The sequence below is a fragment of the Amycolatopsis ultiminotia genome (assembly GCF_039536925.1).
GTDB lineage: Bacteria > Actinomycetota > Actinomycetes > Mycobacteriales > Pseudonocardiaceae > Amycolatopsis > Amycolatopsis ultiminotia.
This window is the reverse complement of sequence record NZ_BAAAZN010000006.1, coordinates 360413-378489: the sequence shown is the minus strand read 5'-3', so window position 1 is coordinate 378489 and position 18077 is coordinate 360413. Positions and strand designations below refer to the sequence as shown.

9 protein-coding genes are annotated in these 18077 nt (G+C 71.0%); 7 read left to right on the top strand and 2 right to left on the bottom strand.

Annotation, left to right across the window (positions count from 1 at the left end):
* Positions 1–12: 12 nt before the first annotated feature.
* From ABD793_RS16930 to ABD793_RS16915, 4 genes are all read left to right on the top strand, one after another.
* Positions 13–10434 (top strand): type I polyketide synthase, encoded by a 10422-nt coding sequence (locus tag ABD793_RS16930; protein WP_344860907.1) that lies wholly within the window; start codon positions 13–15, stop codon positions 10432–10434.
* A 164-nt stretch (positions 10435–10598) separates the two neighbouring features.
* Positions 10599–11525 (top strand): ATP-binding cassette domain-containing protein, encoded by a 927-nt coding sequence (locus ABD793_RS16925; protein WP_344860905.1) that lies wholly within the window; start codon positions 10599–10601, stop codon positions 11523–11525.
* Positions 11522–12349: an ABC transporter permease gene (locus ABD793_RS16920; protein ID WP_344860903.1), complete on the top strand. Its 828-nt coding sequence runs from the start codon at positions 11522–11524 to the stop codon at positions 12347–12349. Before ABD793_RS16925 ends, ABD793_RS16920 begins: the two co-directional genes overlap by 4 nt.
* A gap of 147 nt (positions 12350–12496) precedes the next feature.
* The gene (locus tag ABD793_RS16915; protein ID WP_344860901.1) at positions 12497–13066 is read left to right on the top strand and encodes a hypothetical protein; all 570 of its coding nucleotides are present in this window, start codon (positions 12497–12499) and stop codon (positions 13064–13066) included.
* A gap of 83 nt (positions 13067–13149) precedes the next feature.
* Here the strand turns inward: ABD793_RS16915 and ABD793_RS16910 are convergent, their stop codons facing one another.
* Positions 13150–13938 (bottom strand): AfsR/SARP family transcriptional regulator, encoded by a 789-nt coding sequence (locus ABD793_RS16910; RefSeq protein ID WP_344860899.1) that lies wholly within the window; start codon positions 13936–13938, stop codon positions 13150–13152.
* Between the two features lie 221 nt (positions 13939–14159).
* Here ABD793_RS16910 and ABD793_RS16905 point away from each other — a divergent pair, with 221 nt between their 5' ends.
* Positions 14160–14828 (top strand): ScbR family autoregulator-binding transcription factor, encoded by a 669-nt coding sequence (locus ABD793_RS16905; protein ID WP_344860897.1) that lies wholly within the window; start codon positions 14160–14162, stop codon positions 14826–14828.
* 172 nt (positions 14829–15000) lie between these two features.
* Here the strand turns inward: ABD793_RS16905 and ABD793_RS16900 are convergent, their stop codons facing one another.
* Positions 15001–15624 carry a ScbR family autoregulator-binding transcription factor gene (locus ABD793_RS16900; RefSeq protein ID WP_344860895.1) on the bottom strand — a complete coding sequence of 208 codons (624 nt, stop codon included), beginning with the start codon at positions 15622–15624 and terminating at the stop codon, positions 15001–15003.
* A gap of 187 nt (positions 15625–15811) precedes the next feature.
* Here ABD793_RS16900 and ABD793_RS16895 point away from each other — a divergent pair, with 187 nt between their 5' ends.
* Together ABD793_RS16895 and ABD793_RS16890 are read left to right on the top strand one after the other, a co-directional pair.
* Positions 15812–16780 carry a ScbA/BarX family gamma-butyrolactone biosynthesis protein gene (locus ABD793_RS16895; RefSeq protein WP_344860893.1) on the top strand — a complete coding sequence of 323 codons (969 nt, stop codon included), beginning with the start codon at positions 15812–15814 and terminating at the stop codon, positions 16778–16780.
* Complete coding sequence (locus ABD793_RS16890; RefSeq protein WP_344860891.1) at positions 16777–18039, top strand: NAD-dependent epimerase/dehydratase family protein; 1263 nt, start codon at positions 16777–16779, stop codon at positions 18037–18039. The genes ABD793_RS16895 and ABD793_RS16890 overlap by 4 nt, the downstream gene beginning before the upstream one ends.
* Positions 18040–18077 lie beyond the last annotated feature (38 nt).

Below are 18077 nucleotides of genomic sequence, written 5' to 3'. Positions count from 1 at the left end.
AAGAGGTTCGCCATGTCTGACGAGAAGATGACCGACGAGAGCAAACTGGTCGACTACCTGAAGCGGGTGACCGCCAACCTCCAGGAGACCCGGGCGCGGCTGCGTGCAGTCGAGGCCGCCGAATCCGAGCCGATCGCGATCGTGGCCACCGGCTGCCGGTATCCGGGCGACGTGCGTTCGGCCGACGACCTGTGGCAGCTGGTCTCCGGCGGCCGGGACGCGGTCGGGCCGTTCCCCGCCGACCGGGGCTGGGCACTGGACCGGCTGTTCGACGCCGATCCGGACAGCCCCGGCACGAGCTACGTCAGCGAAGGCGGCTTCGTGCACGACGCCGGTGAGTTCGACGCGCCGTTCTTCGGCATCTCGCCGCGTGAGGCGCTGGCCATGGACCCGCAGCAGCGGATCGTGCTGGAACTGGCGTGGGAGACCTTCGAACGGGCGGGCATCGCCCCGCATTCCATGGCGAAGCAGCAGGTCGGCGTGTTCGTCGGCAGCGGCGGGCAGGACTACTACGACGAACTGCCGCCCTCGGTGCTTTCCGGCGAGGTGGAGGACTATCTCAGCACCGGCAACGCGGGTTCGGTGATCTCCGGCCGGATCGCCTACGCGCTGGGCCTGGAGGGACCGGCCGTCACGATCGATTCGGCGTGCTCCTCGTCGCTGGTCGCAATCCATCTGGCGGTGCAGTCGCTGCGGCAGCGGGACTGCTCGCTGGCACTCGCCGGCGGCGTGATGGTGATGTCGCGGCCCGGTCCGTTCCTGGCGTTCAGCCGCCAGCGCGGCCTCGCCGCGGACGGCCGGTGCAAGGCGTTCTCCGACAGCGCGGACGGCACCGGCTGGGCCGAAGGCGCGGGCACGGTGCTGCTGGAGCGGCTTTCCGACGCCCGTCGCAACGGGCACCCGGTGCTTGCCGTGGTGCGGGGTTCCGCAGTGAACTCCGACGGTGCGTCCAACGGTCTCACCGCCCCGAACGGCCCTTCGCAGCAGCGGGTGATCCGCCAGGCGCTGGCCAACGCGCGGCTTGCCGCCTCCGAAGTGGACGCGGTGGAGGGCCACGGCACCGGGACCACCCTCGGCGATCCGATCGAGGCGCAGGCGGTGCTCGCGACCTACGGACAGGACCGGCCCGCCGAGCGTCCGCTGTGGCTGGGCTCGTTGAAGTCGAACATCGGGCACGCCCAGGCCGCTGCCGGGGTCGGTGGCGTGATCAAGATGGTGGAGGCGCTGCGCAACGGCTTGCTGCCGCGGACCTTGCACGTCACCGAACCGTCCACCGAGGTCGACTGGGCTTCCGGCGCGGTCGAGCTGTTGCGCGCGGAACGGCCGTGGCCCGCGGGTGACCGGCCGCGCCGGGCCGGGGTGTCGTCGTTCGGGGTCAGCGGCACCAACGCGCACCTCATCCTGGAGGAGGCACCGGAGCCGGAGGCGACCGAAGCGGTGCCACCGAGCTGGCCGCAGGATGTCGCGGTGCCGCTGCCGCTGTCCGGGCACGGCAGTGCCGCGCTGCGCGCGCAGGCCGCCCAGCTGCTCTCGGTCGACCGGCCTTCGGCCTTGGACCTGGGTTTCTCGCTCGCCACGTCGCGTTCGCCGTTGTCGCACCGTGCGGTCGTACTGGCCGACGACGTTCGACCGGCCATCACTGCGCTGGCCGAGGGCAGGTCGGCGGCAGGACTGATCACCGGGACCCCGGTCGAGGGGCTGACCGCGTTCCTGTTCTCCGGCCAGGGTGCGCAGCGCCCGGGGATGGGGGCGGAGTTGGCTGCCGCGTTCCCGGTGTTCGCCGAAGCGCTGGACGAGGTGTGCGCGGAACTGGACCGGCATCTCGACCGTCCACTCAAGACGGTGATCTTCGACAAACCACGCCTGATCAACCAGACCGGGTATACGCAGCCTGCGTTGTTTGCGGTTGAGGTGGCGTTGTTTCGGTTGTTGTGGTCGTGGGGGGTTAGGCCGGATTGTTTGTTGGGTCATTCGGTTGGTGAGTTGGCGGCGGCGCATGTTGGTGGGGTGTTGTCGTTGTCGGATGCTGCTGCGTTGGTGGTTGCGCGGGCGGGGTTGATGCAGGCGTTGCCGTCGGGTGGTGCGATGGTGGCGTTGGAGGCGGCTGAGGATGAGGTTGTTCCGTATCTGACGGACGGGGTGGGTGTTGCTGCGGTTAATGGTCCGGGTTCGGTGGTTGTTTCTGGGGTGCGGGTGGCGGTTGATGCGGTGGTGGCGGAGTTCCCGGGGCGTAAGTCGAGCAAGCTGAGGGTGTCGCATGCGTTTCATTCGCCGTTGATGGAGCCGATGTTGGCTGAGTTTGCGGCGGTGGCGCGTGGGCTGACGTATCATCGGCCGGAGATTCCGATTGTGTCTACGGCTGGTGGTGATGTGTGTACTGCGGACTATTGGGTGCACCAGGTCCGCGCCACAGTCCGCTTCCACGACGGAATCCGTACCCTCACCGGTCAGGGCGTCGGCCGGTTCGTCGAGGTCGGCCCGGACGGCGTGCTTTCCGCACTGCTCCGGCAGATCTCCGACGCACCAGTGGTCCCGGTGCTGCGCAAGGACCGGCCGGAGCCGGGCGCCGCGCTGACCGCGCTGGCCGAGCTGTTCGTGAGCGGTCTCGTGCCGGATTGGGCGGCGGTCTTCGCCGGCCGCGGCGCACAGCGGGTCGACCTGCCGCCGTACGCCTTCCAGCGCAAGCGGTACTGGCTCGACGCCCGCGCGAACCGCGACGAGGTGACGGCCGCGGGGCTCACCGCCGCGGGGCACCCGTTGCTGGGTGCGGCCGTCGCGCTCGCCGATACCGACGGGGTCGTGCTCACCGGCAGGCTATCCGTGGAAACCCACCCGTGGCTGGCCGAACACCGGCTCGGTGACATCGTCACCGTGCCCGGCACGGCGTTCCTGGAACTGGTGGTCCGCGCGGGCGACCAGGCCGGGTCCGGCCGGATCGAGGAGCTGACGCTGGGCAGCCCGCTCGTGCTGCCCGCGCGTGGCGGGGTTCAGGTGCAGGTCGCGGTCGGCGCCGCAGGGGAGCGCGACGTCCGTCCGGTGACTGTCCACTCACGACCGGAAGAAGCGGACGCGGAGTGGACGCTGCACGCGAGCGGCAGCGTTTCCCCGCAGTCACAACAGGGCGGCGCAGGGTTGACCGAATGGCCGCCCGCCGGTGCCGATCCAGTGGCGATCGACGGCTTGTACGACGACTTCGCGGACACCGGCCTGACCTACGGGCCGCTCTTCCGCTCACTGCGTGCGGTGTGGAGCCGTGGCCGCGAAGTCTTCGCCGAGGTGGAGCTGCCGGAGGACAGCGACGCCGAGCGATTCGGCCTGCACCCGGCCGCGCTCGACGCCTGCACGCACGCCTTGCGCGTGGCCGGTGGCGGCGACGGTGGCGTCGGCCGTGTCCCGTTCTGCTGGACCGGGGTCGAGCTGCACGCCACCGGGGCCTCCGCGCTGCGGGTGCGGTTCGCTCCGACCACAGAGGACGGATTCGAAATCACCCTCGCCGACCCGGCCGGCGCTCCGGTGGCGACTGTCGCGGAGACCGTGTTCCGTGCGTTCAGCACGCCGGTTGCCACGGAGCAGGCCGCGCCGCTGTACCGGATCGAATGGCAGCAGGCCGCGCAGCGAGCCGCCACCGCCGACGTGTCCGGCGCCGAAATCCTGGAGATCACCGGCGAAACCGGCACCGCGCAGGAGGCACACGCGCTGACCAACCGGGTGCTCGGGGCGCTCCAGTCCTGGCTTGCCGAGGACCACCCCGAGCACGCCCGGCTCGTCGTGCTGACCCGCGGCGCGGTGCCCGCCGGCGGCGACGTCACCGACCTCGCGGCCGCCGCGGCCTGGGGACTGGTGCGTTCGGCGCAGGAGGAGAACCCGGACGCCTTCGTACTGCTGGATCTCGACGGTGAGACCGCTGCCGAGACGGTGTTGCCGCAGGTCCTGGCCTCGGGCGAGGCCCAGGCAGCGGTCCGGCTCGGCGAACTGCTCGTGCCCCGGCTCGTGCGGACCACACCGGAGCTGGACCGGCCGTACTTCTGCCCGCACGGCACGGTGCTGATCACCGGTGCATCCGGTGCGCTGGGCGGGAAACTGGCCCGGCACCTGACCACCGGGCACGGCGTGCGCCGGCTGGTGTTGGTCAGCCGCCGCAGCACCGCCGAGCTGGAGCAGCTGGCAGGCGAGCTGCGTGCGCTCGACGTCGACGTGCAGATCGCCCGCTGCGACGTCGCCGACCGGGCCGCGCTGGCGGACGTGCTGGCCGCGATCCCCGCGGAGAACCCGCTGACCGCAGTGGTGCACGCGGCAGGCGTGCTGGACGACGGGGTGGTCACCGCACTGACCCCGGAGCGGGTCGAGGCGGTGCTGGCGCCGAAGGTCGACGGTGCACTCAACCTGCACGAGCTGACCAGGGACACCGCACTGTCGGCGTTCGTGCTGTTCTCCTCGGTGTCCGGCGTGCTCGGCGCGCCGGGACAGGGCAGCTACGCGGCCGCCAACGCATTCCTCGACGCCCTTGCCTCGCACCGGGTCGCACACGGCCTGCCCGGTCTGTCGCTGGGCTGGGGCCTGTGGGGCGAGGTCGGCGGCATGGGTGGCACGCTCACCGATGAGGAGGTGCAGCGGCTCGCCTCGAGCGGGGTCGTACCACTGTCCACTGCGGAGGGTCTAGCCCTGTTCGACCGTGCACTCGCGGTGCGGCAACCGACTGCCGTGCCGGCGAAGCTGGACATTCCGGTCCTGCGCAAGCTCGACCGGTTGCCTCGCACACTGGAACAAGTCGTCGGCCGGACCACCCGCCGGGTGGCCGCTGGTGCCGCAGCCGCTCAGGCCGATTCGTTCGCCGCACGGTTGCTCGCGTTGCCCGAGGAAGACCGCCGCGCCGCAGTGCTGGATCTGGTGCGCGGCCACGCAGCCACCGTGCTCGGCTACGGCGGTGCGCACGAAATCGAACCAGGCGCGCAATTCCAGTCGCTCGGCTTCGACTCGCTGACCGCGATCGAACTGCGCAACGGCCTCACCACGGCGACCGGGCAACGACTGCCGGCGACGCTGATCTTCGACCACCCCACGCCCTCCGCGCTGGCCGCCCACCTGTTCGGTGAGCTGGCCGGGACCACCGCCGAGGTGGCCACGGTGGCCGCGGCGGCGTCCGACGAGCCGATCGCCATCGTCGGCATGGCCTGCCGGCTGCCCGGCGGCGTGCGCTCGCCGGAGCAGCTGTGGGAGCTGGTCGCGGAGGGCCGCGACGCGATCGGGGACTTCCCCGCAGACCGTGGCTGGGACCTCGACGGCCTGCTCGACCCGACCGGCCGCCGTGCGGGCAGCACCTACGTCGCGCGGGGCGGGTTCGTCTACGACGCGGGCGAGTTCGACCCGGCCTTCTTCGGTGTCTCACCGAAGGAAGCACCGATGATCGATCCGCAGCAGCGGCTGCTGCTGGAAGCCTCGTGGGAAGCACTGGAGCGGTCCGGAATCGACCCGGTCTCGCTCAAGGGCAGCCCGACCGGCGTCTACGCCGGTGTCCAGTACCACGACTACCTCGGGGCCGGCAGCGCCGGCTCGATCGTCACCGGCCGGGTCGCCTACACGCTCGGCCTGGAAGGACCGGCGGTCAGCGTGGACACCGCGTGCTCGTCGTCGCTGGTCGCGATGCACATGGCGGCGCAGGCACTGCGCGGCGGGGACTGCTCGCTCGCGCTCGCCGGCGGCGTGACGGTGATGGCGACGCCGGAAACGTTCGTCGAGTTCAGCCGTCAGCGAGGATTGGCCGCCGACGGCCGGTGCAAGGTCTTCTCCGACGACGCCGACGGCACCACCTGGTCCGAGGGCGTCGGAGTGCTGGTGCTGGAACGGCTTTCCGAGGCACGCCGCAACGGTCACCCGGTGCTTGCCGTGCTGAAGGGCAGTGCGGTCAACCAGGACGGCACGTCCAACGGCCTGACCGCGCCGAACGGCCCGGCGCAGCAGCGGGTGATCCGCGCCGCACTCGCCGACGCCGGACTCACCCCGTCCGATGTGGACGCAGTGGAGGCACACGGCACCGGCACCAAGCTGGGTGACCCGATCGAGGTGCAGGCGCTGCTGGCCACCTACGGCACGCAGAGTGCAGCCGACCGTCCGTTGTGGATCGGTTCGGTCAAGTCGAACATCGGGCACACCCAGGCGGCGGCCGGTGCGGCCGGGGTGATCAAGATGGTGCAGGCGATGCGGCACGGTGAGCTGCCCGCCACCCTGCACGTCGGAAAGCCCTCGACCGAGATCGACTGGTCCTCGGGTGCGGTCCGGGCACTCGCCGAACCGGTGAAGTGGCTGCCGAACGGGCACACCCGCCGGGCAGGCGTCTCGTCCTTCGGCGTCAGCGGCACCAATGCGCACGTGATCCTGGAGGAGGGCGACCGCCGCGAGGTGCGCGCCACCGACGGACCGGAGTACGACGGCCCGGTCGCCTGGCCGGTGTCCGGCCGCGGTGCCGCCGCACTGCGCGCCCGTGCCGAGCAGCTGATGTCCTATGTGGACGAGGAACCGGAAGGAAGCCTCGCCGACATCGGTTTCTCGCTGGCGACCACGCGCAGCGCGTTCGAACGGCGCGCGGTGCTGATCGGCAGCCGGTCACCGCAGTTCGTGCGCGGGCTCGCCGCATTGGTCGACGAGGAGGAAGCACGCGGAGTGGTCAGCGGAATCGCGACCGCGACCGGGCGCACCGCGTTCCTGTTCGCCGGACAGGGTTCGCAGCGGGCTCGGATGGGCGCACAGCTGGCCGAGCACTACCCGTCCTTCGCCGCGGCCTACGACGAGGTGTGCGCCGAACTGGACCGGCACCTCGACCGTCCGCTGCGCGAAGTGATCGACAGCGGCGACGGCCTCGACGAGACCCGCTGGACACAGCCTGCTTTGTTCGCGCTGGAAGTCGCGCTCTTCCGGCTGGTCCGGGCCTGGGGTGTGAAGCCGGACGTGCTGGCCGGGCATTCCGTCGGCGAGCTCGCCGCGGCCCACTGCGCCGGGGTGCTTTCGCTGGCCGACGCCGCGAAGCTGGTCGTCGCCCGCGGCGCGCTGATGCAGGCGCTGCCCGCCGGTGGGGCGATGGCCGCGATCGAGGCCACCCCGGAAGCCGTGGCGGATAAGGCGGGTGCCGCCGTGGACATCGCCGCAGTGAACGGACCCGACGCAGTGGTCATCTCCGGTCCGGCCGAGGCGGTCGCGGAAGTCGCGGCGAAGTTCGAACGGACCAAGCAGCTGCGGGTTTCGCACGCGTTCCACTCGCGACTGATGGAGCCGATACTGGCGGAGTTCCGAACTGTCGCGGAAGGACTCGACTACGCCGAACCCCGGATCCCGGTCGTCTCCACCGTCACCGGCGCACCCGCCGATGCACTGACGTCGCCGGAATACTGGGTCCGGCAGGTCCGGGAAGGAGTGCGGTTCCGTGACGCGATCGTCCGCGCCGCGGGCGACGGCGTCACCCGGTTCCTCGAATTGGGCCCGGACACCACGTTGACCGCGATGGCCGACTCCTCGTTGGCCGAACGTCCGGAAGGTCTCGTACTCGCCTCGCTGCTGCACAAGGAACAGGACGAAGCGGTCGCCGCACTCACCGGTATCGCGCAGTTGCACGTCAGCGGTGCCGAGGTGGACTGGGCCGCGGTCTACGAGCCGGCCGGTGCCCGTCCGGTGGCCGTGCCGACCTATCCGTTCCAGCGGCAGCGTTACTGGCTGGAGAGCACGGCTTCCGCACCGGGGCAGGAGGACCACCCGCTGCTCGGCACCGCGGTGGACCTGGCCGATACCGGCGGGATGCTCTTCACCGGGCGGATTTCGGTGGGCACCCAGCCGTGGCTGGCCGATCACGTCGTGGCCGGTTCGATTCTCTTCCCCGGCACCGGGTTCGTCGAGATGGCGATCCGCGCCGGCGACGAGACCGGCTGCCCCCGGCTGGACGAGCTGACCCTGGAGTACCCGCTGGTGGTTCCGGAACGCACCGGCGTGCGCGTGCAGTTCGCGCTCGGTGCGGCCGAGAACGGCGGCCGCACCTTCACCGTCCACTCGCGACCGGAAGGCGCGGGCGACGGGGTGGGGTGGACGAGGCACGCAACCGGGCGGCTGGCCAAGGCGGGCAAGGCCGAGCAGGTCGACTTGTCGGCGTGGCCGCCCGCCGACGCCGAGCAGCTGCGGCTGGAAGGCACGTACGAGGAGCTGGCGGCTGACGGATTGGCCTACGGTCCGGCATTCCGCGGTCTGGCCGCGGCCTGGCGCCGCGAGGGAGAAGCCTTTGCCGAGATCCGGCTTCCGGCCTCGGTGTCCGATGTGGACCGCTATGGCATTCACCCGGCGGTCCTCGACGCCGCACTGCACACCATCGGCGTTTCCGGTGCGGCGGGGGCCGAACCGGCACTGCCGTTCGCATGGGAAGGGGTACGGCTGCACGCCGTCGGCGCGACGACGTTGCGGGTGCACGTCAAGCCGATCGGCTCCGGCGCGGTCTCGCTCGAAATCGCCGACGGTACCGGTGCGCCGGTCGTGTCGGTGGACTCGTTGCTGCTACGTCCGATGTCCGCGGTGCCGAAGGCAGCTGAACCGGGCGGTGGCGAGGCGTTGTTCCGGCTGGCGTGGGAGCAGACCGACTTCGACGCGGTCGCCGAGGTGACCGAGTGGACAGTGGTCGGGGAGGACCCGTTCGGCCTCACCGAAACGCTCGACGCGACCACGGCCACCGCCTTCGGTGAAGCGTCGTCCGGCTTGTTCGTGCTGCCCGCGGGTGGCGAGGACGTGCACGCCGAACTCCACCGCGTACTGGGCAGGCTGCAGGAGTTCCTGTCCCGGCCCGAGGGATCGCTGCTGGTGCTCACCCGTGGTGCAGTGGCCGTGGAACCGGAGGAGAACCCGGATCCGGCCGGGGCCGCGGTGGCCGGGCTCGTGCGTTCGGCGCAGGCCGAACACCCGGGCCGGATCACCCTGGTCGACCTCGGTGCGGGTATTCCCGGCGGCCGGACGCTGGCCGCGGTGGCGGCCGCGGACGAACCGCAGGTCGCGTTGCGGGCAGGCGCCGTGCTGGTGCCGCGGCTGCAGCGAGCGGCGGACGCGGTCGCCGCTCCGGTCTGGGATGCGGAGGGCACGGTGCTCGTCACCGGAGCCACCGGCGCGCTCGGCGGTGCAGTCGCCCGGCACCTGGTGACCGAGCACGCCGTGCGGCACCTGCTGCTCGTCAGCCGCCGCGGCGCGGACGCGCCTGGCGCAGCGGAGTTGCGGGACGAGCTGACCGGCCTCGGCGCCGAGGTCACCCTCGCTGCATGCGATGTGGCCGACCGTGAGGCTGTTTCTGCGCTGTTGCAGGATGTCAAGGCACCGTTGCGGGCAGTGGTGCACGCCGCCGGCGTCCTTGACGACGGCGTGCTCACCTCCCTCACCCCGGAGCGACTGGACACCGTGCTGCGCCCGAAGGTCGACGCAGCGGTGACGCTGCACGAGCTGACCCGTGAACTCGACCTGACCGCGTTCGTCTTGTTCTCCTCGGCCGCCGGGGTACTCGGCGCACCCGGACAGGGCAGCTACGCCGCGGCGAACGCCTACCTCGACGCACTGGCGGCTCGCCGGCGGCACGAGGGGCTGCCCGGCACGTCGCTGGCCTGGGGCCTGTGGGGTGGCGGCATGGGCGCGGCGATCGAAGACGCCGACGCGCACCGCATCGGCGAGACCGGTATCACCGCACTGTCCACTGCGGATGGTCTGCGACTGCTGGACACGACGGCCGGCGCGGCGGAACCACTGCTGGTGCCGATCGCACTGGACACCGGTGTGCTCACCGCGTCCGGTGACGACGATCTTCCCGCGGTATTGCGTTCGCTGGCGGGCAGCCCCGGCCGCCGCGCGGCACAGGATTCGGTGGCAGACACCGAATCGCTGGCGCAGCGGCTCGCCGGGCTGCCGCAGGCCAAACGGGTGCCGACCGTGCTGACCCTGGTCCGCACGCACGCCGCGGCGCTGCTCGGGCATGCCGGTCCGGAGGCGGTGGAACCGGACCGTTCGTTCAACGAGGTCGGCTTCGATTCGCTGTCGGCGACCGGGTTCCGCAACAAGCTCAGCCTGGTCACCGGCCTCCGGCTCCCGGTGAGCCTGATCTTCGACTACCCGACCCCCAGGGTGCTCGCCGAGCACCTGGTCACCGAGCTGGTCCCGGACGAGACCGCCGGGCAGCCCGCGGGGACCGCGTCCGAACAGGGGATCCGGGACGCGCTGGCGGCGATCCCGCTGCAGCGGCTGCGTTCTGCAGGGCTGCTCGACGGGCTGCTGGAACTGGCCGGCGTTCCGCTGTCCGAGGTGGACCGGTCCGGTGCGGACCTGTCCGATCAGGACGATCCGGAACCGTCCGCAGTGGACGCCGGCGCGATCGACGAGCTCGACGCGGATGCGTTGATCTCCATGGCAATCGGGGGCACCGACGATGACTAGCCCCCGGGCTGCGGCAGGGGCCCTACCCCTACCCCTGCCGCAGCGGGCCACTATTGCCGCCTTCGGCGACGCTGTGGCCAACTGGTACCGACAGTTTTCCCGGCCGGCTCCCCGACGCGTGGCGCCCGCCTTCCCGCTCGACCGGAACGAGGAGAGGTAACCCGATGGTCACCGGCTACGCAATCGAAGCACGGGGGCTGCGCAAGTCCTACGGCGATGTGGACGTCCTCGAGGGCGTCGACCTGAGCGTCGAGCGGGGCACCATGTTCGCGCTGCTCGGCCCCAACGGCGCCGGCAAGACCACGACGGTGCGGATCCTGAGCACCCTGCTGGAGGCCGACGGCGGCACGGTGACCGTGAACGGCCACGACGTCGCGGGGCGCACCCGCAAGGTCCGTGAGCAGATCGGCCTCACCGGCCAGGACACCGCGGTCGACGAACTGCTCACCGGGCGCGAGAACCTGGAGATGATGGCCCGGTTGTTCCACCTGCCGACCGCGAAGGCGAAGACGCGCGCGGTGGAACTGCTCGCGCAGTTCGACCTCGTCGAGGCCGCCGACCGGCCGGTGAAGACCTACTCCGGCGGGATGCGGCGCAGGCTGGACCTGGCGATCAGCCTGATCACCGCACCGCCGGTACTGTTCCTCGACGAGCCGACCACCGGTCTCGACCCGCGTAGCCGGGCGGCGATGTGGGACGCGATCCGGGAGCTGCTCGACGGTGGCACCACAATCCTGCTCACCACCCAGTACCTCGACGAGGCCGACCAGCTCGCGGACCGGATCGCGGTGATCGACAAGGGCCGGGTGGTGGCCGAGGGCACCGCGGGCGAGCTGAAGCGCCAGGTCGGCACCGAACGGCTCAAGCTCACCTTCGCCGGTGCCGCCGAGGCCGAGCGCGCCCACCGGATCACCGGCGGGGTGCGCGCGGACGAGACGGTCAGCGTGGCGATCGACCATTCGGCGCAGGTGCGGCGGGTGCTCAACCAGGTCGCCGACGGCGGACTGGAGATCACCGGCCTCGACCTGTCCGAACCGACCCTCGACGACGTGTTCCACACCCTGACTTCGACCGCGGGAGAAAACCGATGACCCAGACCCTGTCGAGGGAGAGCGAGGGGACGCGGATCCCCGAGGTTCCCTCGCGCGCCCCGATTTCACTGGTGCTGTCCGACTTCCGCGTGCTGATCGGGCGCAATATCAAGCACATCACGCGCAATCCGGAGATGCTGCTGCAGGCGGTCTCCCTGCCGATCGTGCTGCTGCTGCTGTTCCGGTTCATGTTCGGCCCGGCGATCAACGTCACCGGCATGGCCTACATCGACTACCTGCTGCCCGGCCTGCTCGCGGTCAGCATCGGGTTCAACTCCACCAGCACCGTGGTCGGCGTCGCTTCCGACCTGACCAACGGACTGGTGGAACGGTTCCGCTCGATGCCGATGTCCGCGCCGGCGGTCCTGGTCGGGCACGTGGTGGCCGGGATGCTGCGCAGCCTCGTTTCCTTCGTGATCATGGTGGCGATCGGCTTCGCGATCGGCTTCCGCCCCGGTGGCGGGCTGCTCGGCTGGCTCGGCGCGATCGGCCTGCTGGTGCTGTTCTCCGCCGGGGTGTTCTGGCTTGCGGTACTGCTCGGCTCGGTCGCCAAGACCGTCGAGGGTGCCGGCGGGCTCGGCATGATCCTGGTGTTCGTGCCGTACGCCTCCAGCGCGCTCGTGCCGACCGCGCAGATGCCGGGTGTACTGCGCGTGATCGTGGACAACCAGCCGTTCACCGTGCTGATGGACGCGGTGCGGGCGCTGATGAACGGCACCGAGGTCGGCGGCACGGCGTGGCTCGCGCTGGTCTGGTGGGGTGCGATCACCGCACTCGCCGCGTACCTCGCGACCCGCAAGTTCCGCCGTCGCGCCAAGGGCTGAGCCAGGCTCTTCCCCGGAGGGCGGTCCGCCACGTGCGGGCCGCCCTCCGGCGTGTCCTGGCAACCCCTGTTCCGCTAGGTCGGCTTTAGATCGCTCCGGCACTCTGCGTGGAGAAGACAGGACCACTGCGTGAAAAGAGGTGGCGTGATGCCGACCTGGATCATGGAGAAGCCGGCCGATGCCCTCGACGCGTGGCTGGCGCCGCTGGCCGACGATCCGGCCGGTGCGGTCGCCTTCCTGTCCGAGGTCACCGACCGCGTCGCGCACCGCGGCGGCGGCCGGGTCCTCGTGCCCGGCGGCGGACCGGTCGCCGACGCGCTGGCAGGCGAGGGCTACGAGGTGCACCTGGAACCAGGACCCCGCTTCGACGCCGGATACCTCGGCGCCGACGTGCTGTCCCGGCTGCCCGACCAGCGCGACCAGCTGCGCGCGATCGGCCGCTACAGCAGGCTGCTGCGCCCCGGCGGCGCACTCGTCGTGCAGGGCAGGCACCCGGATCCGACCTGCTGGGCCGCGGACCGCCGGGTGCAGTCGGTGGACTGCGTGCGCCAGATCGTGCAACTGACCGACGCGTCGCTCCCGCTGCGTTACGTGTGGCCCGCGGAGCTGGACCTGATGGCAGAGCTGGCCGGGCTCGCGCTGGAGCACCGCTGGGGCGGCTGGTACGGCGAGCCGGTGTCCTGCGGTGGCTCGGTCGTGTCCGTGTACCGGAGCTGAATCCCCTTTCACGGCAACGGAAAACGGCCCGGCTTCCGCGGGTGGCGGAAGCCGGGCCGAAGGGGCCGGACGCGGAAGGAGGATCAGACCGCGTCCGACAGCTCGCCGACGAGGATGCTGTGGTGCAGCTTGCGCAGCGAGCTGCCGGGCTCGATGCCCAGCTGACGGACCAGGTTCTGGCGAGCGGACGCGAACGTCTCCAGCGCCTCCGCCCGGCGGTTCGACCGCAGCAGTGCGGTCATCAGGTACTCGTAGAAGGTTTCGCGCAGGGTGTGTTCCTTCGCGAGTGCGGAGAGCTGGCCGACGACCTCGCGGTGCCGTCCGATCAGCAGTTCGGTCTCCATCAGCAGTTCCAGGCACTCCAGCCGCGTTTCCTCCAGCAGCGCGGCGTAGGCCTGTACGTCCGGGGAGTCGGTGAAACCCCCGAAAACCTCGCCGCGCCACAGGTTCGTGGCCTCGCGCAGCACGCTCGCCGCCTGGCCGTAACTGCGGTCGTGGTGCAGTGCACGGCCCTGTTCGTAGAGACGGGTGAAGCGGTCGGCGTCGAGTTCGCCGGTGCCGACGTGCAGCGAGTAGCCGCGCGGGCTGGTCACCACCGGGCTCTCCACGGCGTTCTCCTCGGTGCCGCCGGTGCCGTTGATACTGCCCCGCAGCAGCTTCCGCAGCTGCGAAACGTACACGTAGAGCGCCGCGCTGGCCCTGGCCGGCGGGTTCTCTCCCCAGATCTCGCCGATCAGGTGCTCGGTGGTGACCACCTGGTTGCTCTTCGCCAGCAGCACCGAGAGCAGGGTCTCGACCTTACGGGCGCGGGGAGCGCTGACCCCGGGTCTGCCACTGACTCTGAGCTGTCCGAGGATTTCGTAGTTCAACATGCCGTGACCTCCGGTGTCTCTCGCCGGACTCGTCCCGGCAGCGCCCCCAGTGCCGCCGCCTGCCGCCGTGCCCGGGTCCACTACGGCAACGTACCAAACCGGGAGGTCGGTTTTCAAGCAAAAACCGGGAGGTTGGTCTGTTTTGATCTTGAAATGGCGTTTCCGGCCAGGTGGTGGCCATTTTCTTCTTGTAAACCGGGCGGTTGGTATGTAATGATCGGATGGTCGAGTGGGCAGAGCCACGCCCGCTGCGGCCCGAGGAGATGGGAACGACGGTGACCAAACAGGCGCGTGCGGAGCAGACCCGGCTCCTGTTGCTGGACGCCGCGGCGGTACTGCTGCACCGCGACGGCTACGCGGCCACCAGCATGGTGGACATCGCGCGCGAGGCCGGTATCACGAAAGGCGGCCTGTACTTCCACTTCTCCTCGAAGGACGAGGTGTGCGACGAGGTGCAGGACGCCGCGATCGCGGTGCTGCGCGGACATGTGGACCGGGCAGCCGTTCGCGGTCCGGCGGCGAACCTGCGCAGGCTGGCCGACCTCAGCCGGGCCCTGATGGGCTGGCTGAGCTCGGACGCCAAGGTGGGGGCCAGTTTCCGGCTCGCGCGCGAGATGGGGGCGAAGGATCCGCGGTTCGTCGCGTTCACCAGGGCCTGGCTGGCTCAGGTGCGCGCGCACATCAGTGCCGCGCACGAGACGGGGGAGCTGGCCAGGCGGGTGCATCCGGAGCTGGCCGCGCTGCTGGTCGTGGTGACCTGTGTCGGCCTGGAGACCGCGGCGGCCAGCGGCACCATCCCGCAGGACACCGACCTGGTCCGCGCACTCGGCGGTCTGTGGCGGATGATCGAGGCAGCCGAGGCAGCGGCGAACGGGGCCGCCGGACCGTGACGGCACGGCTCAACCCCCGGCGGGCAGTGCGCGGATGCGGCTCGGCCCCTTGCTGGGCGACCCCCGGATGCGGCTCAGCTCCTTGCTGGGCGGGGGCCGGTCGTCGGTGGGCATCGTGAGTGTGCGGCGCAGTCTTCAGCGGTACCGGGCAGCCTTTGCCGGGCCGTGCGGGTCAGTCCTCGGCGGGCAGCGTGCCGGCCGGGTCGAAGCGGTGCACCCGGCGCGGCGGCACGATGGACGGCAGCAGCATCGACCACATGAAGGTGAGCCGCTCGGACAGGTCGGTACGCCCGGTGAGTACCTGTGAACTGAGCTGGATCCCGGTGAAGGACGAGACGACCAGCTGCGCGAGTTCGTGCGTGGCAACGTCCTTGCGCAGGTCGCCGGCCGCTTTCCCGGCGATGAAACAGGCGTCTGCGACGTCGATCCACTCCTTGTAGGCGTTGCTGGCAGGCGTGATGAACGAGCCCTGCTCGATGACCAGGCGGATGCTGGCGCGCACCCGCACGTCGGTGCGCAGTCCCCTGGCCAGCCCGTGTGACCAGTCGATCGCGGTCTGCAATCCGGGCGACTGCAGCAGCTCGGCGGTGTCCACCACACCGAACTGCTCCTGTACCAGTGCGTCGGCCAGCTCTTCCTTGGACTTGAAGTGGAAGTACAGCGCGCCCTTCGTGACGCCGGCCTCGCCGAGGATGTCCGAGAGGCTGGCTCCGAGGAAGCCGACCGCGTCGAACCGCGACGCCGCGGCGTCGAGGATGGTCTTGCGGGTCTGCTCCGCGCGTTCCTGCCGAGCCACTGCACGCTCCTTTCCGGTGGCGGGTCCCGCGTGGACACTCGCCACCGAACGAGTCTACTCGGTGACCCGGTGCGAGGCCAGAGAAAAAAACCGGTAGGTAGGTATGGTTTTGCCGCGGGAATTCCGCTAGAAAGTGTGAGGGGGTACTGGGGAAAACTGGGGAAGACTTTTTCTGGGAGGGACCGACATGGTCGGTAGTCTGCTTCATGAGTCAGCAGTAAGAAAATTCACCACAACCCAGGACGAAGTGCCGGGCGCCTGCTCGGTCGACTTCCAACGGACGATCCCGCGCAGTCTTGTGCACCGCGCGGCCGTTTCGGAAGTCTTCGTCACCGATCTGAACATCGTCTCCGAGGGCCGGTTCGAAGTCGGTGCGCAGTGGCCGCGCCGGCACGGGTTCTTCGGCCCGCGGACCCGCTCGACACACGATCCGCTGCTCTACCTCGAGACGCTCCGGCAGGCGGCGATTCTCATCACGCACCGCGCTTACGGGGTACCGCTGAGCCACAGCTTCATCTCCGACAGCAAGACCTACGCCCTCGACGCCGACGGACTGGCGACCGAGGGTTCGCCGGTGGAGGTGGTCCTGCAGGGCATCGCGCACGACGTCACCTACCGCGGCAAGCACCTCGGCGGGATGCGGCTGGAGTTCGGCTGTTTCCGCGACGGTGTGCTGATCGGCACCGCGACCGAGGCAGGGCGGATCGTCTCGCCCGCGGTCTACCGGCGGCTGCGCGGCGACCACTTCGCGGCGACCCCGTTCCAGGCCAGGCTGCTGCCGACGGTCGACCCGCAGCGGGTCGGCCGCGAGCGGCGCGAGGACGTGCTGCTCGCGGACACCGAGGTACCGGGTACCTGGTCGTTGCAGTCCGATCCGGAGCATCCGGTGCTGTTCGACCACTCGGTGGACCACATGCCGGGCATGGTGCTGCTGGAAGGCGCCCGGCAGGCGGCTCTGCTGGCCCTTGGCGACCCGCATGCGCTGCCGGTGCGCGCGGAATTCGCCTTCTCCGCTTACCTCGAGTTCGACGCCCCATGCCTGGTGGTCGCCGAGGAACTCGAACCGGAGCCGGACGGCGCCCGCGTGGTGCGGGTCGTGCTCGAACAGAACGGCCGCACCGCGGCCACCGGCACGCTGGCCATGCGGTTGTCATGACGGCCGGCCTGGAAACGGGCGACATCCTGGTCACCGGGGCCACCGGATTCACCGGTACGGCGGTGCTGCGCGCGCTGGTCGCAGGCGGCGCCGCCCCCCGGGTACGCGTACTGGCGCGCGGCCCGGTGCCGGAGTGGATGCGGGCCGCGGGGGTCGCCGTTCACCACGGCGACCTCACCGACCCGGCCGCCTTGACCGGCGTCTGCGCGGGTGTCACCACGCTCGTGCACCTGGCGTCCCGCATCGCCGGCACGGACGAGGAATGCGCCGCGGTGAACGAACGCGGCACGGCGCACCTCCTCGCGGAGGCCCGCCGCGCAGGCACCCGCCGGATCCTGCACCTGAGCACCTGCGCGATCTACCGGGACGGCGTGCACCGCGCCGCCCCGGAGCCCCTGCTGACCACCGGCCGGCGAACCTTCGGCGGGCCACTCACCGGTGCACGGGCGAGGCCACACAACGGGACCGTGTGCGCGAACAGGGCGACCGGCAGTTCCGGCACTGGTCCGAGCGGTCTTGCCGGTGCCGGTTCAGCGGGGGCGCCGATCGGTCAGGTGGGTCGCGGCGGCGGTGCCGTTGCCGGGGAGCCGGGTGGGCGTGCCGGGCGGGCGAGGCCGGGCGGGGATCCGCAGGTCGGCGCGGGTCCGGTCCGCTCCGGCCGGGGCGGGCGCCGGGTGGTGCTCGAGACGGGGCCTGCCTCCGGAGCCAGCCGGAGCAGGCTCGCCGGGGAGCGGCTCGTGCGGTCGGCAGGCGGGATCGTGCTGCGGCCGCACCTGGTGTACGGCGCCGGGGACCGGCACGTCATCCCGGCGCTGGTGCACTGGTTGCGCGCGGTTCCGGCGTGGGCGGACGGCGGCACCGCGCGGAGCTCGGTCGTCGCGGTCGCCGAGCTGGCCTCGGTGATCGCCGCGTTCGCGCTGGACCAGGGGACAGGACGGCCCGGTGAGGTGTTCCACGTGGCCGATCCACGGCCGGTACGCATGCGCACGCTCGCCGGCGTCGTCTGCGGCCTGCTGGACCTGCCGCTGCCCGCGCGGGACCTGCCGCTGGCCGAGCACCGCATGCACACCCGTGCCGCGCTGCCCTGGCTGACCGACCACCAGTGGTCGCTGCTCACCCGTGACCACTGGTACGCCAGCGACCGCGTCTGGGCGGTCACCGGAGTGTCACCCGGACCGGGCCTCGCGGTCCGGCTCGGCCAGGCGGCCGGCTGGTATCGGGAAATTCTCGGCACGAAAGATCGAATTCGCCAACCGTGACCGGATGAATTCATTCTGCAATTCCGGCCATTGTCGGC